The organism is Agromyces sp. NPDC055661, assembly GCF_053618135.1.
In genome coordinates, this window is sequence record NZ_JBSHHC010000001.1 from 1,844,536 (window position 1) to 1,866,295 (window position 21,760).

General features: G+C 72.6%; 21 protein-coding genes. 5 read left to right on the plus strand and 16 right to left on the minus strand.

The genetic code is table 11. The features are described from left to right. Positions 1–195: 195 nt before the first annotated feature. Both ACWGO8_RS08460 and ACWGO8_RS08465 read left to right on the plus strand, forming a co-directional pair. The gene (locus ACWGO8_RS08460; protein ID WP_452042629.1) at positions 196–1,482 is read left to right on the plus strand and encodes a glycosyltransferase family 4 protein; all 1,287 of its coding nucleotides are present in this window, start codon (positions 196–198) and stop codon (positions 1,480–1,482) included. Then, positions 1,479–2,183 carry an arsenate reductase/protein-tyrosine-phosphatase family protein gene (locus ACWGO8_RS08465; RefSeq protein ID WP_452042630.1) on the plus strand — a complete coding sequence of 235 codons (705 nt, stop codon included), beginning with the start codon at positions 1,479–1,481 and terminating at the stop codon, positions 2,181–2,183. The genes ACWGO8_RS08460 and ACWGO8_RS08465 overlap by 4 nt, the downstream gene beginning before the upstream one ends. Before the next feature lie 30 nt (positions 2,184–2,213). Here ACWGO8_RS08465 and fdxA read toward each other — a convergent pair whose 3' ends face one another. The 11 genes from fdxA to ACWGO8_RS08520 all read right to left on the minus strand — a co-directional run bounded on the left by fdxA (position 2,214) and on the right by ACWGO8_RS08520 (position 13,438). Beyond that, positions 2,214–2,540 (minus strand): ferredoxin, encoded by a 327-nt coding sequence (fdxA, locus tag ACWGO8_RS08470; RefSeq protein WP_452042631.1) that lies wholly within the window; start codon positions 2,538–2,540, stop codon positions 2,214–2,216. Next, positions 2,537–4,018, minus strand: a complete 1,482-nt coding sequence (locus ACWGO8_RS08475) for an FAD-dependent oxidoreductase (RefSeq protein WP_452042632.1) — start codon at positions 4,016–4,018, stop codon at positions 2,537–2,539. The genes fdxA and ACWGO8_RS08475 overlap by 4 nt, the downstream gene beginning before the upstream one ends. Further along, positions 4,015–4,836: a uroporphyrinogen-III C-methyltransferase gene (cobA, locus tag ACWGO8_RS08480; protein WP_452042633.1), complete on the minus strand. Its 822-nt coding sequence runs from the start codon at positions 4,834–4,836 to the stop codon at positions 4,015–4,017. The genes ACWGO8_RS08475 and cobA overlap by 4 nt, the downstream gene beginning before the upstream one ends. Continuing rightward, positions 4,833–5,825 carry an ABC transporter permease gene (locus ACWGO8_RS08485; RefSeq protein ID WP_452042634.1) on the minus strand — a complete coding sequence of 331 codons (993 nt, stop codon included), beginning with the start codon at positions 5,823–5,825 and terminating at the stop codon, positions 4,833–4,835. Before ACWGO8_RS08485 ends, cobA begins: the two co-directional genes overlap by 4 nt. Further along, positions 5,815–6,558 carry an ABC transporter ATP-binding protein gene (locus ACWGO8_RS08490; protein WP_452042635.1) on the minus strand — a complete coding sequence of 248 codons (744 nt, stop codon included), beginning with the start codon at positions 6,556–6,558 and terminating at the stop codon, positions 5,815–5,817. Before ACWGO8_RS08490 ends, ACWGO8_RS08485 begins: the two co-directional genes overlap by 11 nt. Before the next feature lie 12 nt (positions 6,559–6,570). Next, entirely contained in the window at positions 6,571–7,680 is a 1,110-nt protein-coding gene (locus tag ACWGO8_RS08495) for an ABC transporter substrate-binding protein (protein ID WP_452042636.1), read from the minus strand. Then, positions 7,677–9,029, minus strand: coding sequence for a sulfate adenylyltransferase subunit 1 (locus tag ACWGO8_RS08500; protein ID WP_452042637.1), 1,353 nt, complete (start codon positions 9,027–9,029; stop codon positions 7,677–7,679). The genes ACWGO8_RS08495 and ACWGO8_RS08500 overlap by 4 nt, the downstream gene beginning before the upstream one ends. Beyond that, entirely contained in the window at positions 9,029–9,958 is a 930-nt protein-coding gene (gene cysD / locus ACWGO8_RS08505) for a sulfate adenylyltransferase subunit CysD (RefSeq protein ID WP_452042638.1), read from the minus strand. Before cysD ends, ACWGO8_RS08500 begins: the two co-directional genes overlap by 1 nt. Further along, complete coding sequence (locus ACWGO8_RS08510; protein ID WP_452042639.1) at positions 9,955–10,698, minus strand: phosphoadenylyl-sulfate reductase; 744 nt, start codon at positions 10,696–10,698, stop codon at positions 9,955–9,957. The genes cysD and ACWGO8_RS08510 overlap by 4 nt, the downstream gene beginning before the upstream one ends. After that, on the minus strand, positions 10,695–12,479 hold the full coding sequence (locus ACWGO8_RS08515; protein ID WP_452042640.1) for a nitrite/sulfite reductase: 1,785 nt from the start codon (positions 12,477–12,479) through the stop codon (positions 10,695–10,697). Before ACWGO8_RS08515 ends, ACWGO8_RS08510 begins: the two co-directional genes overlap by 4 nt. A gap of 209 nt (positions 12,480–12,688) precedes the next feature. Beyond that, positions 12,689–13,438 carry a sirohydrochlorin chelatase gene (locus ACWGO8_RS08520; RefSeq protein ID WP_452042641.1) on the minus strand — a complete coding sequence of 250 codons (750 nt, stop codon included), beginning with the start codon at positions 13,436–13,438 and terminating at the stop codon, positions 12,689–12,691. A gap of 88 nt (positions 13,439–13,526) precedes the next feature. Here ACWGO8_RS08520 and ACWGO8_RS08525 point away from each other — a divergent pair, with 88 nt between their 5' ends. Further along, positions 13,527–14,516 (plus strand): Gfo/Idh/MocA family protein, encoded by a 990-nt coding sequence (locus tag ACWGO8_RS08525; protein ID WP_452042642.1) that lies wholly within the window; start codon positions 13,527–13,529, stop codon positions 14,514–14,516. A gap of 25 nt (positions 14,517–14,541) precedes the next feature. On the opposite strand, the gene ACWGO8_RS08530 is transcribed toward ACWGO8_RS08525, so the two are convergent. Continuing rightward, positions 14,542–15,447, minus strand: a complete 906-nt coding sequence (locus ACWGO8_RS08530; RefSeq protein WP_452042643.1) for an alpha/beta hydrolase family protein — start codon at positions 15,445–15,447, stop codon at positions 14,542–14,544. A 105-nt stretch (positions 15,448–15,552) separates the two neighbouring features. On the opposite strand from ACWGO8_RS08530, the gene ACWGO8_RS08535 reads away from it, so the two are divergent. Continuing rightward, positions 15,553–16,212 carry a TetR/AcrR family transcriptional regulator gene (locus ACWGO8_RS08535; RefSeq protein ID WP_452042644.1) on the plus strand — a complete coding sequence of 220 codons (660 nt, stop codon included), beginning with the start codon at positions 15,553–15,555 and terminating at the stop codon, positions 16,210–16,212. Between the two features lie 56 nt (positions 16,213–16,268). Here the strand turns inward: ACWGO8_RS08535 and ACWGO8_RS08540 are convergent, their stop codons facing one another. From ACWGO8_RS08540 to ACWGO8_RS08555, 4 genes are all read right to left on the minus strand, one after another. Next, positions 16,269–18,182, minus strand: coding sequence for a substrate-binding domain-containing protein (locus ACWGO8_RS08540; protein WP_452042645.1), 1,914 nt, complete (start codon positions 18,180–18,182; stop codon positions 16,269–16,271). 202 nt (positions 18,183–18,384) lie between these two features. Further along, positions 18,385–18,939: a hypothetical protein gene (locus ACWGO8_RS08545; protein WP_452042646.1), complete on the minus strand. Its 555-nt coding sequence runs from the start codon at positions 18,937–18,939 to the stop codon at positions 18,385–18,387. Between the two features lie 38 nt (positions 18,940–18,977). Beyond that, positions 18,978–19,787 (minus strand): PDC sensor domain-containing protein, encoded by an 810-nt coding sequence (locus ACWGO8_RS08550; protein ID WP_452042647.1) that lies wholly within the window; start codon positions 19,785–19,787, stop codon positions 18,978–18,980. After that, positions 19,784–20,590, minus strand: a complete 807-nt coding sequence (locus ACWGO8_RS08555; protein ID WP_452042648.1) for a FadR/GntR family transcriptional regulator — start codon at positions 20,588–20,590, stop codon at positions 19,784–19,786. The genes ACWGO8_RS08550 and ACWGO8_RS08555 overlap by 4 nt, the downstream gene beginning before the upstream one ends. A 117-nt stretch (positions 20,591–20,707) precedes the next feature. Here ACWGO8_RS08555 and ACWGO8_RS08560 point away from each other — a divergent pair, with 117 nt between their 5' ends. Next, entirely contained in the window at positions 20,708–21,757 is a 1,050-nt protein-coding gene (locus ACWGO8_RS08560; RefSeq protein WP_452042649.1) for an ABC transporter ATP-binding protein, read from the plus strand. Positions 21,758–21,760: the final 3 nt, after the last annotated feature.

Consider the following 21,760-nt stretch of genomic DNA (forward strand, 5'->3'; position numbering starts at 1 on the left):
CCTCTGACAGTTACAAGATATCCGTGCGTGCACGCGACCACCCATCGTCGGCCGCAACGGATCGAGTGCCCTAGCCGGCCCGAAGCTTGGGGGAAGAACAGTGGTCGACGACGCCTGCACTGTGCTTGCCGTGAGACCCGGTGGAACCGCCGGGCGTCTCGCAGTGCGCCGTCGTGCCCGCGATCGGGCCCGCCGATGAGCCATGAGGCCGGCCCCGGCCGTCGACCCACGGGCGCGGATGCACCGAAGGTGCTGCATCTCGACCACACCACTGTGGCGGGCGGCGCCGAGTTCGCGCTGCTGCGGATGCTGCAGGTCGGCGCTCCGTGGTCGCCGTCGATCATGCTCGCGCCCACCGACGACGAGGGGCTGGGCGTGTACGAGGCGCTGCCGGCCGACGTGCCGTGCCGCGTCGTCGGCGTGCGGCAGCCCGCGGGCGTCAGCTGGGGCGGATTCGGCCTCCAGGTACTAGCCACCGTCCGGCTCGCCATCCAGGCCGTCGCGACGCGCCTGCAGCGCGAGTTCCGCACGGCCGACCTCGTGGACGCCAACACGGCTCGTGCGGCGGCGTACGGCGCGCTCGCGGCGCGCTTCTCTCGAGTTCCCTTCGTCGTGCACGTGCGCGACATGACCGACCGCGACGCGCTGGGGCGCACCGGGCACTTCCTGATGCGGCGCGTCATCCTGCCCCGCGCCGACGGCATCATCAGCGACACGCACCCGCCGCTCGACTCGGCCCGTCCCTACCTCAAGCCCGACGCGCTCATGAGCGTCATCCCGAGCGCGTCCGGCATCCGGCTCCGCGAGGCGCCGCCCGTGCGCACCCAGGGCGGCCTGCGCGTCGGCATGCTCGCCCGGATCGACCCGTGGAAGGGCCAGCGCGTGCTGCTCGACGCCTTCGCCGAGGCGTTCGCCGGCACCGACGCACGGCTCGAGTTCGCCGGTGCGGCGCCCTTCGGCCACGAGGACTTCCTGGCGGAGCTCCAGGATCGCGCGGCCGAGCTCGGCGTCGCCGACCAGGTCGTCTTCCATGGTCACGTCGATGATGTCGACGCGCTCATCGAGGAATGGGACGTCGCCGTGCAGGCCTCGACGCGCCCCGAGCCGCTCGGCCAGAACGTGCTGCAGTACCTCGCTGCGGGCCGCGCCGTCGTGGTCGCCGACGAGGGCGGGCCCACCGAATGGGTGCACGACGGCGTCAACGGGCTGCAGTTCCCCGCACGCGACGTGCAGGGGCTCGCCGCGGTGCTCCGGCGGCTCGACGCCGATCCGGCCCTGCGCCAGCGCCTCGGCGTCGGCGCCGCGTCCACGCCGGGCCTGCTCGACGACGTGGAGGTCGCCGAGGCCCATGCGACGTTCTACAACGAGGTGATCGAGGCCGTGCGTCGTCGTGCGACGCGCGGACGCCGTGCGCACGAGACGATCTACGACGACGTCGTGCGGCGCACCGCCACCGTGAGCAGCGCGTCGGGACCCGCGTGACAGCGCAGGCCGACGGCGACTTCACCGTGCTGGTCGTCTGCACGGGCAACGTGAACCGGTCGGCGCTCGGGCAGGTGCTGCTCGACACCTGGACGGACTGGTACCTGCCCGCCGACGCCGCACGACGGGTCAGCATCACGAGCGCGGGTCTTCGCGCGCCCGAGGGGTCCGCCATGGGCCGGCGCTCTCGCACGATCGCCGAGGCGCTGGGCGCCGACGGATCGGCGCACCGTGCCCGGCAGATCTCCGAGGCGGCCATCCGCAACGCCGACCTGGTCCTGGTCTCGTCCGCCCGGCAGCGCGACGACGTGCTCGGGCTGGTCCCCGGAGCGCTCCGGTCGACGTTCACCATCCGCGAGGCCGGGCGCATCGCGAGCCTGCTCGACACGTCCATCGCCCCGACGACGACGAAGGAGATGCGGGCGCGAGTCGCGAAGCTGGCCGAGAACCGGGCCATGGCACCCGCTACGGGCGACCGCGACGACATCGTCGACCCGCAGGGCAGGGACGACGACGCCTATCGGCTCATGGCGCGCCAGGAGGTCCCCGCGCTCACGGCGATCGCGGGACTGCTGTTCGGGATGCCGAAGGCCGAGGCCGCGGCGTACGAAGAAGCCGTGGAGGCGGCGCGCTTCGGGCTCGAAGGCGAGTCCGATCCGGCAGGCGACGACGAACGGCCTCGAGGACGCCGCCAGGCCTGAGGTGCCGGCTCGGCCGGGCTCGAGCCGAGCTCAGTGCCCGTCGCCCTGCGGCGGCAGCGCAGCGACGAGCGGGTGGTCGAAGGCGTAGGCCCCGACCTTCGCGGCGCCGCCGGGCGAGCCGATCTCATCGAAGAACGCGACGTTGGCCGTGTAGTAGTCGGCCCAGACGTCGGGGAGGTCGTCCTCGTAGTAGATCGCCTCGACGGGGCACACGGGCTCGCAGGCGCCGCAGTCGACGCACTCGTCGGGGTGGATGTAGAGCGAGCGCTCGCCCTCGTAGATGCAGTCGACGGGGCACTCGTCGATGCAGGCCCGGTCCTTGACGTCGACGCAGGGCAGCGCGATGACGTAGGTCACGAGGCGACCAGCGCGCCGGCGCGGGAGATCTCCACCTGCTCATCGCGGGGCACGACCTTCACGCGCTCGCGCTCGACGCCCTCGAACGCGTCGCCGAGTTCGCGCTCGTGCGCGTCCAGCTCGAGCCAGCCGGCCCAGGTCGTGGAGCGGATGCCGCGGGCTTCGAGCAGTTCGAGGATGTCGTCGTCTTCGCTCGCTGAGCTCGCGGTGCCCTGAGCCGGTCGAAGGGCGGTGCCCTGAGCCTGTCGAAGGGTCGAAGCGAGCCTGCGCCGGGTGGCGCTCCCTTCGACGGGCTCATAGAGCAGGTCCGCGAGCAGGTTCGTGATCGTCTCGAGCGCGTCGCCCTTGGTGTGGCCGATGAGGCCAACGGGGCCCCGCTTGATCCAGCCGGTCGCGTAGAGGCCGGGGAGGTGGGCGCCCGCGGCATCCGTCACCCGCCCGCCGTCGTTCGGGATCACGGCGCTGCGCTCGTCGAACGGGACGCCGGCGACCGGCGAGCTCGCGTAGCCGACCGCGCGGTAGACGGCCTGCACGGGCACGTCGACGAACTCGCCCGTGCCCTCGACGCTGCCGTCGCCGACCGGGCGCGTGCGCTCGAACCGGAGCCCCTCGACGCGCTCCTTGCCGAGCACCTCGACCGGGTTGTAGAGGAAGTGCAGGTGCAGGCGACGCGACGCGGTGCGAACGGTGTCCGCCGAAGGGCGCCAGCCGTTCAGCGTGCGGGTCATGACCTTCACCTGGTTGTTCGACGCGTGCAGCTGCTCGGCGTGCGGGTCGCCGGCGGCGCGCTCGAAGTCGTCGTCGTAGACGATCACGTCGACGTCGGGCACCTCGCCGAGCTCGCGCAGCTCGATTGGCGTGAATTTCACGTGGCCCGGGCCGCGGCGGCCGAACACGTGCACGTCGGTCACGGGCGACGCCTCGAGGCCCGCCACGACGTTCGCAGGCACGTCGGTCGTGAGCAGGTCCTTCGGGTGCTTCGCGAGCACGCGGGCGACGTCGAGCGCGACGTTGCCGTTGCCGATCACCGCGATCTGCTCGGCCTCGAGCGGCCACTCGCGCGGCACGTCAGGGTGGCCGTCGTACCAGGCCACGAGGTCGGCGGCGCCGAAGGAGCCGGGCAGGTCGATGCCGGGGATGTCCAGCGGGGCGTCCTTCAGCGCGCCGGTCGCGAAGACGACGGCGTCGTAGCGCTCGCGCAGCTCCTCGACGGTCACGTCGCGGCCGACCTCGACGTTGCCGATCAGCCGGATCGTGCCGGCGTCGAGCATCTCGTGCAGCGAGTTCACGATGCCCTTGATGCGCGGGTGGTCGGGCGCGACGCCGTAGCGGATGAGCCCGTAGGGCGCGGGGAGCGACTCGAACAGGTCGATCGCGACCTCGGCGCCGGCCTCGGTGACCTGGCGGTTGAGGATGTTGCCCGCGTAGATGCCGGCGGGGCCGGCTCCGACGATCGCGACGCGAAGGGAGAGGGTCATCGGGTGGTGGCCTTTCGGTGCGTTTCGTTGGTTGAGCTCGTCGAAACCAGCTTGGGCAGGCCGGCATCGACAGGCTCAGCCAACGGGTGGGGTGCATATGGGCTGAGGGTCACGACATCGCCGACCACGACGACGGCGGGCGAGCGGATGCCGCGACGCGCGGCCTGCAGCGCGATCGTGTCGAGCGTGCCGACGGTGACCCGCTGGCGCGGTCCGTAGCCGTCCTCGATGATCGCGACGGGGCAGTCGCCGCCGCGCGCGCCGCGGGCGAGCGTGATCGCGGAGTTCGCGAGCGTGCCGATGCCCATGAGCAGCACCACGGTGTGGTCGCGGCCGCCGCCGAGGGACTGGATCTGGTCGTGGCCGGTGACGACGGTGAACGTCGTCGCGAGGCCGCGGTGCGTGAGCGGGATGCCCGCGATCGCGGGCACCGAGATGGCGCTCGTGATCCCGGGCACGACCTCGACGTCGATCCCGCGGTCGCGGCAGTACGCGAGCTCCTCGCCGCCGCGTCCGAAGATGAACGGGTCGCCGCCCTTGAGGCGCACGACCTGCTTGCCGTCGAGCGCGAGCGTGACGAGCAGCTCGTTGATGGCGTCCTGCGGCACCGCGTGGTGGCCCGGGAGCTTGCCGACGTCGACGACCTCGGCGCGCAGCTGCACGCCCTCGGCGGCGAGCCCGTCGAGCACGCCGCGGGCGCCCAGCCGGTCCGCGACGATCACGTCGGCGGCCTCGAGCGCGCGGAGTCCGCGGATGGTCAGCAGGCCCGCGTCGCCGGGGCCGGCGCCCACGAGGGTGACGCGACCGGCCGCGGTCATCGGTCCCGCTCCACGAGCAGGCCGCGGCGGCGCAGCATCCGTCGCTCGAGGGGTGCGAAGACCACGAGCTCGATGAGGATGCCGATCGCGAGGATCACGAGGATCGTCGCGAGCACGCCCGCGAGGTCGGCCAGCTCGCGCGTCTGCTGCAGCATCGAGCCGAGGCCGAAGCCGATCGTGCCGCCCATGGCGATGATCTCCGCGGCCATGAGCGAGCGCCACGAGAACGCCCAGCCCTGCTTCAGGCCCGCGACGTAGCCGGGCAGCGCGGCCGGGAGCACGACGAGGGTCGCGAGCCGCCAGCGGCGGGCGCCGAGCACCGTGCCGACCCGGCGCAGCTGCGGCGGCACCTGGTCGACGCCGGCGATGAGGCCGTTCACGATCGAGGGGATCGCGCCCATGAGCACGACGAAGTAGACGGTGGCGTCCGAGAGGCCGAACCAGATGATCGCGGCGGGCACCCACGCGACCGACGGGAGCACCTGCAGGCCCGAGATGATCGGGCCGATGGCGCGGCGCAGCGGACGCACCTCGGCGAGGAGCAGGCCCAGCGGGGTCCCGATCGCGACCGAGATGAGGAAGCCGATGACGCCGCGCTCGAGGCTCGTGGCGACGGCGAGCTGGAGCCGGCCGGACTCCCACGCCTGGGTGATCGCGGCGAGCACGTCGAGCGGGCCGGGGACGATGTCGGGGCGGGGCTGCGCGACGACGATGTAGAGCTGCCACGCGGCGATGAGCACGACCACGAACAGGATGGGCGGCAGCACGCTCGTCGTGAACCGGCGCCAGGCGCTCGCGCGGCGCTCGGGGGTGGTCTGCAGCCGGTCGAGGCCGGCCTCGAGGCTGCGGAGGTCGTCGGCCTCGCGGGTTGAGGAGCCGCGCAGCGGCGTCTCGAAACCCGCCTGCGCGGCATCAGGGGTCTCGAGACGCGTCGTCTCCGGCGTCGCTCCTCGACCAGCGGTTTCCTCGAGCACGGTGTCACGCGGCATTTCGGCGGATCTCCTTCCGCAGCTGGTCGGTGATCTCGATGGAGAGCGCCGCGACCTCGGGCGACTCGATGCGCCGCCCGGCGGTCTCGGCGATGCGCCACTCGCCCGCCACCCGGCCCGGGCGGCTCGACAGGAGCACGACCCGCTGCCCGAGCCGGGCGGCCTCGCGGACGTTGTGCGTGACGAAGACGATGGTGCGGCCGGTCTGGCGCCACACGCGCTCGAGCTCCTCGTGCAGGAGGTCGCGCGCGATGGCGTCGAGGGCGGCGAACGGCTCGTCCATGAGTAGGACGGGCCGGTCCTGGGCGAGGGCCCTGGCGAGGGCGACGCGCTGGCGCATGCCGCCCGACAGCTCGTGCGGACGCTTCTCCGCGGCATCCGCGAGGTTGACGACGTCGAGCAGCTCGAGCGCCTCGCCGCGACGAGCGGCACGCGGCACGCCGCGCAGGCGCAGGGCGAGCTCGACGTTCGCGCGGGCCGTGAGCCAGGGCATGAGCGCCGACTCCTGGAACATCACGGCCGAGCCCTCGGCAGGCGTGTCGATCGAGCCCGTGGTGGGCCGGTCGAGTCCCGCGATGAGGTTCAGCAGCGTCGACTTGCCGCAACCGGATGCCCCGAGCAGGCAGACGAACTCACCCGTCGTGATCGAGAGGTTCACGTCGTCGAGCACGAGCGGCCCGGCGCCGAAGCGCTTGCCGAGGTGCTCGATGCGGATGGCCGTCTGCCCGCTCATGGGTCGACTCCCTTACTCCTCGCCGAGGTCACCCGCGGAGACCGGGTCCTCGCCGGCCTCCTCGAGCAGCCCGTTCAGCAGGCGCAGGTCGAACAGGCCCTCGATGGAGCCGTCCTTCTGCGTGCCGGCCTCGAGGCCGTTCTCGACGAGCGTCGTGAACGTCTCGGCGTGCGGGTCGGCCGAGAACGTGACGTGCTCGAGCGACCGAGTGATGACCTCGTCGGCGAGGGGCTTGCCCGTCTCGGCCTCGAGGGCGGCGTTGATGACGGTCGGCGCCTCGTCGGCGTGCTCGTCGAGCCACGCGATCGACGCGAGGTGGCCCTCGAGGAGCGCCTCGACCGTCTGCGGGTGCTCGGCGAGGAACGTGGCGTTCACGAGCAGCACGGTGGTCGGGAAGTTCCCGTCCTCCCAGAGGTCGGCCTCGTCGACGAGCACCTTCGCGCCCGCGTCGACGATGAGCCGGGAGACCCACGGCTCGGGGAGCCACGCGCCGTCGAGCTGGCCCTGCTGGAACAGGGTCAGGGTCTGCGCGTTCTCGGTCGGCGTGATGTGCACGTCGCCGCCGCCGGAGGTGTCGGTCGTGAACCCCTCGTCGGCGAGCCAGCTGCGCAGCGCCACGTCCTGCGTGTTGCCGAGCTGCGGCGTCGCGAGCGTCGTGCCCGCGAGGTCCTCGGGAGAGTCGATGTCGTCGCGCACGACGAGGGCGGCCCCGCCGGTGGCGGCTCCGGCCACGATGCGCGCCGACTCGCCGGCCGACTGGATGAACGTGTTGATCGACGGGTTCGGCCCGATGTAGGTCGCGTCGATGGCGCCCGCGGTGAGCGCCTCGATCGCGGCCGGGCCGGCGTTGAAGACCTGCGTCGACAGCTTCGTGTCGCCGAGCGCCTCCTCGAAGAGGCCCTCCTGCAGGCCCACGAGCGCGGGCGCGTGCGTGACGTTCGCGAAGTAGCCGAGGCGCAGCTCCTCGGCCGGGGTGCCGGTCTCGGCGGATGCCGCGGCGGTCTCGCCCGAGGCGGACTGCGCGCTGCATCCGGTCAGGACGGCCGAGGCGACGATCGCGCCGGCCATCATCATGCCGCCCACCAGGCCGAGGCGGGATCGGACGCGGGACGTGGCGTTCATGCTGCTGCTCCTTCGGTGGTGGTCGTGCGGATGGGGGTGTCCGCCGCGGGTGCGGCGGGCGGGGTGACGATCGCGGCCGCGAGGGTCGCGCCGTCCTGCGGGTGGATCACGAGGAACGCACCCGCACGTCGGTGGTCGGCGTACGGTTCGACCGGGAGCTCGGCGGCGAGCTTCAGGGCGACCTGGCCGATGTCGTTGGCGTCGAGCCGATCGGCGGGCTCGAGCGCGAGCGTGCCGAGGTCGCGGCGACCGTGCACGGCCGTCACGAGCGCCTGCACGGTCGAGGTCCCGGTCTTCACGAGCACGCGCGCGCCAGGCACGAGGGGCCGGGGGTCGAGTTGGAACACCGACGCGTCGAGCTCGCGGCGCGGCTCGGGCAGTGAACCGGATGCCGCGATCACGGCGCCGCGCGCCGCGTCGATCTCGTCGGCGAGCCGCAGCGACACCGACTGCGGGGCGGACGCGGACGCGAGCTCCACCGGACCGGCGTCGATGCCGACGACCGTCGTCGTCGCGCCGCCGGGGAACACCTGCACGGCGTCGCCGACGCGCACGGTGCCCGAGGCGATGCGTCCGGCGAACGCGCGATAGTCGCGGAACGCCTCGGGGTCGGCGACGTCGGGCGCCAGCGCGCCCTGCGGGCGTACGACGAGCTGCACCGGCATCCGCAGCGCCTCGAGCTCGGTCTCGAGCTCGTCGAGCGACGGCAGTGCCTCGAGGAGCTCGAGCAGTGCGGGACCTGCGTACCAGGGCGTGTTCGCCGAGCGCTCGACGATGTTGTCGCCCGCGAGCGCCGACACCGGGATGACGTGCGCCTCGGGCAGGCCGAGCTCGCGCGTGAGCGCGGTGACCTCGTCGGCGACGCGCGTGAACGCGGACTCGGAGTAGTCGAGCAGGTCGATCTTGTTCACCGCGACGATGACGTGCGGCACGCGCAGGAGCTGCACGACGGCGAGGTGCCGACGGGTCTGCTCGAGCACGCCCTTGCGCGCGTCGACGAGCACCACGACGGCATCGGCCGTGGTGGCGCCGGTGACCATGTTTCGCGTGTACTGCACGTGGCCGGGGCAGTCGGCGAGGATGAACGACCGACGGCCCGTCGCGAAGTAGCGGTAGGCGACGTCGATCGTGATGCCCTGTTCACGCTCGGCGCGCAGGCCGTCGGTGAGCAGCGCGAAGTCGATCGCTCCGGGCTCGCCGCCGAAGCCGCGCTCGGCGGACGTGCGGGCCACCGACTCGAGCTGGTCGGCGAGGATCGCCTTCGAGTCGTGCAGCAGGCGCCCGACGAGGGTCGACTTGCCGTCGTCGACCGAGCCGGCCGTCGCGAAGCGGAAGAGCGCGTCGCCCATCAGAAGTACCCGTCCTTCTTGCGGTCCTCCATGGCGGCCTCCGAGATCCGGTCGTCGGCGCGGGTGGCGCCGCGCTCGGTGAGGGTCGACGTCGCGACCTCGCGCACCACGTCGGCGACGGATGCCGCGTCGGACTCGACCGCGCCGGTGCAGCTCATGTCGCCCACCGTGCGGTAGCGCACGACGCGCCGCTCGATCGCCTCGTCGGCGCGGGCCGGCGACACCTCGGACACGGCCCGCCACATGCCGTCGCGGCGGTAGACCTCGCGCTCGTGCGCGTAGTACAGCGGCGGGAGCTCGATGCCCTCGCGCTCGATGTAGCGCCAGACGTCGAGCTCGGTCCAGTTCGAGATCGGGAACGCGCGCACGTGCTGGCCGACCGTGTGGCGGCCGTTGTAGAGATCCCAGAGCTCGGGGCGCTGGTTGCGCGGGTCCCACTGCCCGAACTCGTCGCGCAGGCTGAGGATGCGCTCCTTCGCGCGGGCCTTGTCCTCATCGCGGCGGGCGCCGCCGAAGACGGCGTCGTGCCGTCCGGCCGCGATCGCGTCGAGCAGCGGCTGGGTCTGGAGCGGGTTGCGCGTGCCGTCGGCGCGCTCCTGGAGCCGGCCGTCGTCGAGGTAGTCCTGCACGGCAGCGACCTCGAGCCGGAGCCCGAGCCGCTCGACCGTGCGGTCGCGGAAGTCGATGACCTCGGGGAAGTTGTGGCCCGTGTCGACGTGCAGCACCGGGAACGGCACCTTCGCCGGCCAGAACGCCTTCGCGGCGAGGTGCAGCACGACCACGGAGTCCTTGCCGCCCGAGAACAGCAGCACCGGGCGCTCGAACTCGGCGACGACCTCGCGGATGATGTGGATCGACTCGGACTCGAGCGCGTCGAGGGTGGAGAGGGCGCGCGCTTCAGGGAGCGTCTCGGTGGTGATCTCGCTCATAGGTGCAACCCGCATTCGGTCTTCGCGAGGCCGGCCCAGCGGCCGGACCTCGGGTCCTCGCCCGCCGCGACGGGCTTCGTGCACGGCTCGCAGCCGATCGAGGGGTAGCCGTGCGACATGAGGAGGTTCACGGGAACCTGGTGCGCGCCGGCGTAGTCGAGCAGCTCGTCGAACGTCCACGCCGCGAGCGGGTTCACCTTCACGAGCCCGTTGCGCTCGTCCCACGACACGAGCGGCGTGCTGGTGCGCGTCGGCGCCTCCTCGCGGCGCACGCCCGTGAACCACACCTCGTAGCCGGCGAGGGCCTGCTGAAGGGGCGCGACCTTGCGGCGCGCGCAGCAGAGGCCGGGATCGCGCGCGAAGAGCTCAGCGCCGAACTCGGCGTCCTGCTGGGCGACGGTGTGCTCGGGCAGCACGTCGACGATCCGGACGTCGAGCGCACGCGCGACCTCGTCGCGCGTCACGTACGTCTCCGTGAAGTGGTAGCCCGTGTCGAGGAACAGCACGTCGATGCCGGGGAGCTGCTCGGCGATCACGTGCGGGAGCACGGCGTCGGCCATCGAGCAGGCGACCGCCGCAGCGTCCGTGCCGAAGTGCTCGGCGACCCACGCGACGACGGCCTGGGCGGATGCCTCGTGGTCGGTGAGGCTGCCGAGCTCGAGGTTGCCCGCCTCGGCCAGCGCGCGCAGCTCGTCGCGCGACCGCAGCGCCGCGGCGCGGGGGGCGAGGGACACGCTCATCGCAGCGCCTCCTCGTCGGCGCGGTGCGCCCACTGGGCGAACGACTCGTCGGCGGCGCCGTCGCGCTCGGCGAGGAACCGCGTGACCACGCGCTCGACGTAGTCGGCGATGCCGTCGGCCGTGACCTTCAGGCCGCGCACGGTGCGGCCGAGGCCGGCCTCGTCGCGGTCGAGCGAGGCGAGCCCGCCGCCGAGGTGCACCTGGTAGCCGGGCACCTGCTCGCCGTCGATCGTGACGAGCTGGCCCTTGAGGCCGATGTCGGCCGTCTGGATGCGTGCGCACGAGTTGGGGCAGCCGTTGACGTGCAGGCTGATCGGGTGCGGCAGGTCGAAGCCCGCGAGGCGCTCCTCGAGCTCGAGCACGGCCGCCGTCGCGTACGCCTTGGTCTCGACGATGGCGAGCTTGCAGAACTCGATGCCCGTGCACGCGATCGTGCCGCGGCGGATGAGGCTCGGCCGCGCCGACAGTCCGAGCTCGTCGAGGCCGGCGATGAGCGACTCGACCCTGTCCTCGGGGATGTCGAGGATGACGACCTTCTGGTGCGGCGTGGTGCGCAGCCGGGTCGATCCGTGCGCCTCGACGAGGTCGGCGAGCTTCGTCAGGGCCGGGCCGGAGACGCGGCCGACGATCGGGGTCGCGCCGACGTAGAAGCGGCCGTCCTTCTGGCGGTGCACGCCGACGTGGTCGCCGGGGGTCGTCGGCGTCGGCGCCGCGGGGCCGTCGGGCAACGGCGAGTCGAGGTACTCGGTCTCGAGCACCTCGCGGAACTTCTCGACGCCCCAGTCGGCGAGCAGGAACTTCAGGCGGGCCTTGTTGCGCAGGCGTCGGTAGCCGTAGTCGCGGAAGATCTGCGCGACGCCGTGCCACGCGTCGGCGACCCGGTCGGGCTCGACGAAGACGCCGAGCCGCTCCGCGAGCCGCGGCGCCGTGGAGAGGCCGCCGCCGACCCAGAGGTCGTAGCCGACGCCGAGCTCGGGGTGCTCCACCGCGACGAACGCGACGTCGTTGATCTCGTGCACGACGTCCTGGCTCGGGTGGCCCGTGAGGGCGGACTTGAACTTGCGGGGCAGGTTCGCGAGCGACTCGTCGCCGATGAAGCGGCTCGTGATCTCGTCGATCTGCGCCGTCGGGTCGATGAGCTCGTCGGCCGCGATGCCGGCGACCGGCGAGCCGAGCACCACGCGCGGCACGTCGCCGCACGCCTCGGTCGTGCCCAGGCCGACCGCCTCGAGCCGGCGCCAGATCTCGGGGACGTCCTCGACGCGGATCCAGTGCAGCTGGATGTTCTGGCGGTCGGTGAGGTCGGCCGTGTCGCGTCCGAACTCGGTCGAGATGTCGCCGATGACGCGCAGCTGCTCGGTCGTGAGCTGCCCGCCGTCGATGCGGACGCGGAGCATGAAGTACTCGTCCTCGAGCTCGTGCGGCTCCAGCGTGGCGGTGCGGCCGCCGTCGATCCCGGGCTTGCGCTGCGTGTAGAGGCCCCAGACCCGGAACCGGCCGTGGAGGTCGGTCGGGTCGATCGAGGCGAACCCGCCCTTCGAGTAGATCTGCTCGATGCGACCGCGCACGCTCAGGCCGTTGTCGACCTGCTTCCACTCCTCGTTGCCGTTGAGCGGCTCGGTGCCGTCGACCTTCCACTGCCCGTGCGGGCGGGAGGCGGGGCGGGCCGGGCGGTCGCCGCGAACCGGCCGATCACCGGCGGTGCGCTCGGGCCGGGCGGGACGCTCGGTGCGGGCCGGGCGCGCGGGCGCGGCATCCGTCGTCGTGGGCGGTGTCGTCACGGGCGTCCTCCTCTCGGCCGGCGCGAATGCGCGGTGGTGTCCGGTCGAACGTAGGCGAGTCGGCGACCCGCGAACAGGTGACGTGTCATGCCCGGTCACGGCCCGTCGCATTGCGTCACATGGCGTCGTTGTTCGACACAGGGGGTTGCGCTCCGCCGCGAGGCGGTAATGGACGATCGCCTCCGTTTCGGGGCGCGTCGGTCAGTCGGTCAGGCGAGGCGGGCGGATGCCGCGGCGTACCGGTCGAGCACGACGTCGACGACCTCCGGCGGGGCCGGCTCGTCGGGCACGAGGAGCGGCTGCGCGGTGACGTCGGCGCCGGCGGCGCGCGCGAGGTCGTCGAAGTACCCGGGCGCGAGCAGGTAGTTCGCGACGACGACGCGGCCGCCTGCCCCGGCCGCCTGGGCCAGGGCCTGCGCTGACGCGACCGCCTCGGGGAGCCGCGGCTCGGCCGCCGAGAGGAACCCGAGCGCGATGTCCCGGCCGGATGCCGCGGCGAGCCGTGCCGCCTGGTCGCGGCAGTCCTCGACCGCGCGCACGTCGCTCGAGCCCGCGACGGCCAGCACGATGCGGTCGTCGTCGCGGAGCCCGGCCTCCTCGAGCCGGCGCAGCAGCACGGTCGCGAGCCGGTCGTCGGGTCCGAGGGCACCCGAGAGCACGACCGGGCGGGTCGACTCGTCGGCGACGGCCTCGGTGAGGTCCACGTACACGTGGTAGCCCGCCGAGAGCAGCAGCGGCACGACGACCGCGGGCTCACCGGCGTCGAGCGACGCGAGGGTCGCGGGAACGTCGGGCTGCTCGACGTCGACGTGTCCGAGGCGCACGCTGGGCGGGGCATCCGGATGCCGCTGCGCCACCGCCTCGGCGACGGCGTCGCGCAGCCCGCGCACGGCGCGCTGCCCCTCGGGCGACGAGGTGCCGTGCGAGATGCCCACGAGGGCGGGGATGCGCTGCGCCATGCGTCCATGCTCGCACCTGCGCGGCGGTGGCTCGACGCCGGGCCGGCGGCTCGACGCGACGCCCGCCGCCTCGGCTAGCGTTGCCGCCATGGCGAACCCTCCCCGCATCCGCGTCGGCATCATCGGCACCGGCTGGATGTCCGACATGATCGTGCCCGACTTCCGTGCCCTCGACGCGTTCGAGCTCGTGGCGGTCGCGGGGCGCAATGCCGAGCGCACGCTCGCGTTCGCGGCGGATCGCGGCATCCCGCACGCCGGATCCGTCGACGACCTGCTCGGCCGCGACGACCTCGACCTGCTCTACATCGCGACGACGCACGACAGCCACTTCGAGCTCGCGCGGCGTGCGCTCGAGCGCGACCTGCCGGTGCTCCTCGAGAAGGCGTTCACGATGGATGCCGCGGAGGCCGAGCAGCTCGTCGCCCTCTCGCGCGAGCGCGGCGTCTTCCTCATGGAGGCGATGTGGATGCGGTTCAACCCGGCGATCCGCCGCGTCGCCGTGCTGCTCGCCGACGGGGCGATCGGAGAGCCGCGCAACCTCGCCGCCACGTTCGGGTTCGTGATCCCCGATCCCACGCACCGGCTCTGGGACGCCGAGCACGGCGGCGGGTCGGCCCTCGACCAGGGTGTGTACCCCCTCGCGCTCGCCGACCTGTTGTTCGGGCCGTACGCGTCGCTCGCGGCGACCGGCTCCCGCCTCGGTCCCGACGGTGAGCCGACCGTCGTGGACAGCGAGCTCGCGGTGCTCCTCGGCTACGACGACGGCCGGCAGGCGACCCTCGCGACCTCGCTCCGCTCGCTGCTGCCGTGCGACGCCTCGATCGGCGGCACCGCCGGTCGCATCCGCATCCTGCCCGCGTTCTGGGCGACCGAGGGCTTCGTGCTCGAGCGGCCCGTGGGCGGCATCGAGCTCGACCGCGAGGAGGTGCTGATCCCGAAGGTCGGCAACGGCTACGTGCCCATGCTCGAGGCGGTCGCCGAGGCGCTCCGCGACGGGCGCATCGAGCACGAGCTCAGCAGTCACGCCGCGACGCTGCGCGTCATGCGCGCGGTCGACGCGGTGCTCGCGGCGGTCTGACGCAGCCCGACGAGACCTGCAGCGCCTACGCGGATGCCGCGGGCACGACGCGCTCGCCGAGACCGGCCGCGTCGACGCCCGCGAGCCCGCCCAGCGCGAACGCCGTGACCGCGTCGAGCGTCGGATCCGCGCCCAGCACCCGCGCGTGGCCGGCGCCCTCGGTCAGCATGAGCCGCGAGCGCTCGCCATGGGCGTCGTGCAGGCGCAGCGACTCCCCGACGGCGACCTCGCGGTCGGCGCGGTCGTGCACGAGCAGCAGCGGGACGCCGTCGGGCAGCGGATGCGACACGGCGTCGACCCGCGCGAACGGCTCCGCGACGTCGGGCAGGACGCGCCGGGAGAACTCCCGGGCGAGCACGTCGGCGCTCGCGCGGCCGATGCCGACGCGCTCCGCGAACGAGTCGACGAGGTAGCGGGCATCGCCCATCCCGGCGATCGCGACGACGCCGCCCGTCGCGGTGCCCTCGCGCACGGCGGTGAGGGTCGCGAGGGCACCGAACGAGTGCCCGATCACGAGGCGGAACATCCCATGGCGGCGCTGCATCGCCTCGATGCCCGCGAGGTAGTCCCGGATGTCGGTGTGCGGCCCGGACGAGGCGCCGTTCGCCGGGGCGTCGAACGAGACGACCCGGAAGCCCTCGGCGCGCAGCTCCCGCACGATCGGCCCGAACTGCGACGCGCGACCGCGCCAGCCGTGCACGACGAGCACCGTCTCGGGCCCGCGGCCCCACGAGTACGTGACGACCTCGCGGCCGCGCACGGTCATGGTGCCGCGCTCGGCGTCCGCATGCACGGCGCGGTCGCTCGGCCGCACGGGGAGCGCGGGCCGCACCTGGCGGAACAGCGGTAGGGCGAGGCGCCCGGCGAGCGACGGGGAGACCCGGTCGGCGGCGCGGAGCGCCGAGACGGCGAGGGTGGTGGCGGGGTTCATGACGGCCTCCGATGGTCGTGGCTCGCGGCATCCGCGGGTCGATCTTCAATCAATACGAACGATCGTACGTACACTATACGTACGATCGTGCGTAAACTACAAGACATGGAACAGGTCGACGGCCGACGACTCCGGGGCGACGCCTCCCGGCGCGTCGTGCTGGAGCGCGCGGCCGACCTCGCGTCGGTCGAGGGGCTCGACGGGCTCTCGATCGGCCGACTCGCGGCGGCCGCCGACGTGAGCAAGAGCGGCGTCGCGACGCTGTTCGGCTCGAAGGAGCGCCTGCAGCTCGCGACCGTCGAGGCGGCGGCGCAGCGGTTCCGCGAGCACGTGCTCGAGCCCGCGCGGGTCGAACCCCGCGGCGTGCGCCGCATCGCGGCCCTGCTCGACGCCTGGATCGCGTACTCGCGCGACCGCGTCTTCCCCGGCGGATGCTTCTTCGCCGCGGCCCTCGTCGACTTCGACGCGAAGCCCGGACCCGTGCGCGACGCCATCGCCGCCGCCTACCGGAGCTGGAACGACTACCTGCGCATCTCGGTCGGGTACGCGATCGAGCAGGGCGAGCTCGATGCCGGCACGGATGCCGCGCTGCTGGCGTTCGAGTTCGTCGCCCTCCTCGACGCGGCGAACGCGCAGTCGGTCATGTCGGGGTCGCCCGCGCCGTATGCGTTGGCCCGCCGGGCGATCGCGCCGCGCCTCCTGGCGGCCGGTGCACCCGACGACGTCGTGCGCCGATTCCTCGACGTCGACGACCTCGCGGCCTGAGCGCGCGCCGGCGGCGCAGCCGCGCAGCCGCGCAGCCGCGCCGCCGCCCGCCCCAGCTAGAAGCTCGTGACGAGGTCGCCCAGCACGTCGCTGACCTTGGTCGGGTCGGTGGCGTCGTAGTAGTGGGCACCTGTGGCGCTCGAGATCGACTGCAGCGTCGCCACGTCCGCGTCGGCGCCGTACGCCAGCGTGAAGATGAGCACCGGCGTGTCGTGGTGCATCGCCTTGAGGTTCTCGATCATCTGGTTGGCGTCGATGGTCGGGCCCATGGTCTCGTTCTTGCCGTCGCTCAGCAGCACGATGGCGTTGATGCGATCGGGCTGGAAGTTTGCCGCCTGCTCGCGCGCGAACGTGTCGACCGCCGCGTAGAGCGGCGTGAACTCGATCGGCTGCAGGCCGCCGAGCGCGCGCAGGAAGTCGGGGCGCGAGTCGCCGATGTCCTGCACGGGGCTCACGTTGCCCGGCGTGATCGGGCCGTCGTCGACCGCTGAGAACGCGGCCAGGCCGAGGTTGTCGCCCGCCGAGAAGTGGCCGAGCGCCTCGGTGATGGCGTCCTTCGCCGCGGCGAGCTTCGTCTCGCCGGTCGCGATCGGCTCGTCCATCGAGCCGGAGACGTCGACGAGGAAGAGCAGCTGCGCGCGCTTGCGGACGTCGGGGAACGCGTCATGCGCCGCGATGACCACGCGCTGGCTGGGGAAGGGGAGCCCGCCGTTCTCGGTCGGGTCGCCGAGCAGGCCGACCGACTGCACGATCGGGCTGAGCCCGCCGTTGAGGTCGCGGTAGCCCGAGTCGCGCACGATCTGCTGGCCCTGGCTGGTGCGGGCGAAGCGGATGAAGTCGGCGCCGGCGGCCTTCTCGGTCTCGTCGACCCACGGGCCCGAGAGCACGGCGCCCGGGTTGTCGGCGATGTAGTAGCCGTCGCTGGGGTAGATCGGCACGAGCGGCTCGGCCGGGGGCGTGCTCTCGATGCGGTTCACGCCGTCGCGGCTCGTGATGCCGCGGTTGTAGTCCCACACCGACTTCTCGTCGACGATGACCGCGGAGAGGAAGTCGGCGACCGAGCCGTTGTCGGCGGCCTGGCGCGCGTGCCAGAGGAAGTGCTCGGGCGTCGCCATGTAGTGGCTCGTGCTCAGCTCGTGCTGGCGCACCTCGTCGGTGATCTTCTCGTCTTCGATCTGGTCGGCGGTGAGGTCGGCGACGGAGCCTGCGGCGGAGCCGTACGACGCCAGCAGCGCCGCCTCGCCGGAGCTCGCGATCAGCGGGCTGGTCTTGCCGAGCTTGAACGAGCCCCACTCGGGGTGACCGAGGTCGGTCCAGAGGTTCTCGTCGTCGGCGGAGGAGAAGATGTCGTCCCACGTGGGGCGCGTCTGGTCCCAGCCGATGGCGGTCGCGAGCGACTTCGGCATGGCGAGCACGATGTCGGAGTACCCGATGCTCTCGGCCGCCTTCGGCACGCTCGCGCCGCCGCCGCCGTAGCGCGCGACCGAGAGCCAGGAGCTCGCGTCGGGGATCCAGACGATGGGCCGCTCGTCTTCGGGAAGGTTCTTGAAGTTCGCCGCGGCGTCCTCGGCCGCGAGGCCCGACTTGTCCTTCGTGACGACGACGTTGACGCAGATGCCGTCGATGTCGCGGGGCTGCGCGTTGTAGCCCTCGGCGAGCTTGGTCACCATCTCGGAGTTCTCGAGCGAGGCGAGCACCTTCACCTGCGTGCACGGCTCGGCGCCCTGGGCGGTGGCCGGCACGTCGTCCTCGAAGACGACGGGCTCGGCGGGCTTCGGCGTCGACGCGGTGGTCTCGGGCTCGCCGTCGCCCTGGTTCATGAGCACGGCGGCGGTGACGCCGCCTCCGACGAGCAGCACGAGGGCGGCCGCGGCCGCGGCCGAGATCCAGACGACGCGCCGACGGCGCCGCCGGCGCTCCTCCCGGAGCTGTCGACGGTCGCTGCTGCGCGATGGCAGGCCCGCGCTCATGGCGTCGCCTCGTACCGCCACGGGCCGGGGTAGGGCAGGCGGTCAGTGTGAGCGGAACGGGCGTCCAATGCGTGGCGCATCGAAGAATCCTTCAGTCCGGGGGTACTGGGATCGTCGTGAGCCTATCTCAGAACCCTGTGGAGAAGCCGAGCGTGTACACAGCAAGCATTCGGGAGGCGTTCAGGTCGTCGCGTCGAGCGGCTCACGTCGTGGCATTCAACATGCCGATGAACACTGCGGTCCACCACGCGACCTGCGAGACGATGGCGCTCGTCATGAACCCGGCGCGGGCGGCCCTGGGCAGCTGGGCGTACCTGGCCGTCGGGGGAACCCGGGCCAGGTCGGCGGTCCAGCGGGTCAGGGCGACCCCGTTGAGCGACAGGACGAGCACCGCGACCATCTTGATGATGGTGAGCGGATTGTCGAGGTGCGGCTCGAGCAGCGCACCCGTCAGGAGCAACCCGAAGAGGCCCACCCAGATCGGCAGGATGAGCGTGCGGTCGGCTTGGCGCAGTTCGCGCACGGAGCTCCAGCCGGTGGCCCAGAGCAGCGCGTGCCAGTCGATCGCGAGCACCGCGCCGAGCCCCACGACGAGGGCGGCGAGGTGCCCGAACAGGGCGATGAGATGCAGCCAGTCGGGCGGCGAGAGCAACTGGCTCACCCAGATGGAGAGCGCCCAGGCGACGGTGACGCCGAGGTACGCGAGCGCCCGCTGCCGCTGCCGGCGGCGCCGCTTCTCGCGGATCGTGATCGTCACGGCCGAGCCCACCCCTCGTCCGTTGCGGCCGAGCGCCGTCACGCTTCGAGCACGAGCGCGAGCGAGGTGTCCCCGCACGGGACGACGGCTTCGCCGCCCGGGAGGCTCGCAGCATCCGTTGCCGTGGCGTCGTCGCGCAGCGGCGTGAGCGCGTCGGCGAGGCCGTCGAGGCGCAGGAGCGCGCCGGTGGCCCGGCGAGCGTCGGTCGACGCGACGATGCGTCCCGAGGCATTGACGAGGGTGCACGGATGCCCCGACTCGCGGATCACCGGCAGCAGCACGCCCTCGAGTCGCGCGACGTAGAGGTCGGTGCCCACGAGGCCCGCCATCTCGCCGGCCACGCGCACGGGCGTGGTGATCGTGACCGTGTAGTCGTCGGTGCAGAGGTAGTCGACGTAGGGACCGGTGAGGTGCCGCGTCCCGGTGCGCGCCGGAACGCGCCACCACTCGAGGGTCGTGTAGTCGCGGAACTGCTCGGAATCGGGATCGCTCACGACCTCCAATCGTCGCAGCTTCGGATCGGGTCCGGCGCCGAACGTGTTCGATCCGCTGAGCCACCAGGCCAGGTGCCAGGGCGCATCGACGAGGAATCCGGGTGCGGCGACGAAGCCCGCGCCCGTGATGAGCGTGCCGTCGCGCTCGAGCTCGGCGCTGACGAGGGCGGCCACGACGGGGTCGAGGGTGGCGGCGGTGGGCTCGGATGCCCCGGTCAGTGCGCCCGCGAACGGGCCCTCGAGCTCGCGCTGGAGCACGTCCCGCCAGCCGTCGATCATGGCGAAGACGGGGTCGATCGTGGAGGCGATGCGCCGCGCGATGTGCTCGGCGGCGACGTCGACGGTGACGGTCATGGCCTCCCTCCTTCCGGTGTTGCACCCCCGGAAGCCTCGACGGCGTCCGGCGTCGGCGCCTGCTCGAGGCGCACCTTCTCGTCGATGAGCCACTCCACGGCCGACGCGATGTGGTCGGTGGTCGCGCGCCGTGCACGTTCGGGCTGCACGTCGCGGATCGCCTGGATGACCTCGAGTCGAGCGGTGCGACTGCGATCACGTGAATACTGCTCCCTCAGGCACAGCCAGAGCAAGGGCCCGGCCTCGGCCTGGAGGCGCAGCTCCTCGTGCACGAGCCGCGGCGACTGGCTCACGGCGGCCACCTCGAGCTGGAAGCGGCCGACCGCGCGGCGGGCTCCGCCGGGGGTCGTGAGGTCGGCGCGTGCGTCCACCTCGACGAGGCTGGCGAGGTCGTCCTCGCTCGCACGATCGGCGGCGATCTCTGCGGCCATGCCCGCGATCGCGGCGTAGTGCAGGGAGAGGTCGCGGAGCTCGATGCGGCTGAGGGCGCGCACGCGGTCGTCGACCATGCGGGCGGCCGCGTCGCGGTCGTGCGTGACGAAGCTGCCGCCGTCGCGGCCCCGCCGGGTCTGCACGAGGCCCTTCTCGCGCAGGGCGACGAGCGCCTCGCGCGCCGTCACGACGGCGACGCCGAGGCTGCGCGCGAGGTCGGACTCGCTGGGCAGGCGCTCGCCGTCGCGGAGCACGCCGGCGACGATCGCGTCGGTCAGTCGCTGCTCGACGAGTTCGGCGCGACCGGCCCCGTCGAGCGGGGAGAAGACGACCGCGCGCGTGGCATCCGTGCGTCCCGTCGCCTGCGGCATCCGTTCCTCCCGTACCCGGCGTCTGGAAATCCGTGACAAGACCGTAACACGCAGGACTGGACGTAGACATCTGGATCCATATGATTTAGACGAACGCACATCGAAGGGGAGAGCGTCATGACCGACCAGCAGCCGGCCATCCGGCTCAGCGGACTCACCAAGGAGTTCGGCGCCGTCACCGCCGTCGACCACGTCGACCTCGAGATCGCGGCGGGCGAGTTCTTCTCCATGCTCGGGCCGTCGGGCTCGGGCAAGACCACCGTGCTGCGGCTCATCGCGGGGTTCGAGCAGCCCACGGCCGGCACGATCGAGCTCTTCGGCACCGACGTGACCAAGCGCGCCCCGTTCGACCGCGACGTGAACACGGTGTTCCAGGACTACGCGCTGTTCCCGCACATGAACGTGCTCGACAACGTCGCCTACGGCCTGCGCGTGCGCGGCATCGGCCGCAAGGAGCGCACCGAACGCGCCCGCCGGGCGCTCGCCTCCGTTCGCCTCGAGCAGATGGCGGATCGCAAGCCGTCGCAGCTCTCGGGCGGCCAGCGCCAGCGCGTCGCGCTCGCCCGCGCCACCGTGGTCGAGCCGAAGGTGCTGCTGCTCGACGAGCCGCTCGGCGCCCTCGACCTCAAGCTCCGCGAGCAGATGCAGGTCGAGCTCAAGCAGATCCAGCGCGACCTCGGCATCACCTTCATCTTCGTGACCCACGACCAGGAGGAGGCGCTCACGCTCTCCGATCGGATCGCGGTGTTCAACGCAGGCGGGATCGAGCAGCTCGGCACGCCGACCGAGCTCTACGAGCAGCCGACCTCCCGCTTCGTGGCCGACTTCGTCGGCACCTCCAACCTCTTCGACGACGAGCGCTCGCGCACGATCCTCGGTCGCGACGGCCACCACTCGGTCCGCCCCGAGAAGATGTCCGTCACCCGCGACGGCCTCCAGGGCGAGGGCGTGGTGAACGTCGCGGGCACCGTCGTCGAGGCCATCTACCTCGGCAGCGGCGTGCGCCTCGTCGTCGACCTCGACGACGGCACGCGCGTCAGCGTGCTCGAACAGAACGACCGCGATCGCGTCCACGACGACGAGCGCGGCGACCGGGTGGTCGTCTCATGGCACGACGACGACGTCGTGCCCCTGGGACCGGGCGTGCTCCCCGGGATCTCCGGCTGAGGC

Bases quoted from the DNA above. Each gene is read 5' to 3' on its own strand.
- ACWGO8_RS08460 (WP_452042629.1), top strand. From the start codon at position 196: ATGAGCCATGAGGCCGGCCCCGGCCGTCGACCCACGGGCGCGGATGCA.
- ACWGO8_RS08475 (WP_452042632.1), bottom strand. From the start codon at position 4,018: ATGACCCTCTCCCTTCGCGTCGCGATCGTCGGAGCCGGCCCCGCCGGC.
- cobA (WP_452042633.1), bottom strand. From the start codon at position 4,836: ATGACCGCGGCCGGTCGCGTCACCCTCGTGGGCGCCGGCCCCGGCGAC.
- ACWGO8_RS08485 (WP_452042634.1), bottom strand. From the start codon at position 5,825: ATGCCGCGTGACACCGTGCTCGAGGAAACCGCTGGTCGAGGAGCGACG.
- ACWGO8_RS08490 (WP_452042635.1), bottom strand. From the start codon at position 6,558: ATGAGCGGGCAGACGGCCATCCGCATCGAGCACCTCGGCAAGCGCTTC.
- ACWGO8_RS08495 (WP_452042636.1), bottom strand. From the start codon at position 7,680: ATGAACGCCACGTCCCGCGTCCGATCCCGCCTCGGCCTGGTGGGCGGC.
- ACWGO8_RS08500 (WP_452042637.1), bottom strand. From the start codon at position 9,029: ATGGGCGACGCGCTCTTCCGCTTCGCGACGGCCGGCTCGGTCGACGAC.
- cysD (WP_452042638.1), bottom strand. From the start codon at position 9,958: ATGAGCGAGATCACCACCGAGACGCTCCCTGAAGCGCGCGCCCTCTCC.
- ACWGO8_RS08510 (WP_452042639.1), bottom strand. From the start codon at position 10,698: ATGAGCGTGTCCCTCGCCCCCCGCGCCGCGGCGCTGCGGTCGCGCGAC.
- ACWGO8_RS08520 (WP_452042641.1), bottom strand. From the start codon at position 13,438: ATGGCGCAGCGCATCCCCGCCCTCGTGGGCATCTCGCACGGCACCTCG.
- ACWGO8_RS08525 (WP_452042642.1), top strand. From the start codon at position 13,527: ATGGCGAACCCTCCCCGCATCCGCGTCGGCATCATCGGCACCGGCTGG.
- ACWGO8_RS08530 (WP_452042643.1), bottom strand. From the start codon at position 15,447: ATGAACCCCGCCACCACCCTCGCCGTCTCGGCGCTCCGCGCCGCCGAC.
- ACWGO8_RS08535 (WP_452042644.1), top strand. From the start codon at position 15,553: ATGGAACAGGTCGACGGCCGACGACTCCGGGGCGACGCCTCCCGGCGC.
- ACWGO8_RS08540 (WP_452042645.1), bottom strand. From the start codon at position 18,182: ATGAGCGCGGGCCTGCCATCGCGCAGCAGCGACCGTCGACAGCTCCGG.
- ACWGO8_RS08550 (WP_452042647.1), bottom strand. From the start codon at position 19,787: ATGACCGTCACCGTCGACGTCGCCGCCGAGCACATCGCGCGGCGCATC.
- ACWGO8_RS08555 (WP_452042648.1), bottom strand. From the start codon at position 20,590: ATGCCGCAGGCGACGGGACGCACGGATGCCACGCGCGCGGTCGTCTTC.
- ACWGO8_RS08560 (WP_452042649.1), top strand. From the start codon at position 20,708: ATGACCGACCAGCAGCCGGCCATCCGGCTCAGCGGACTCACCAAGGAG.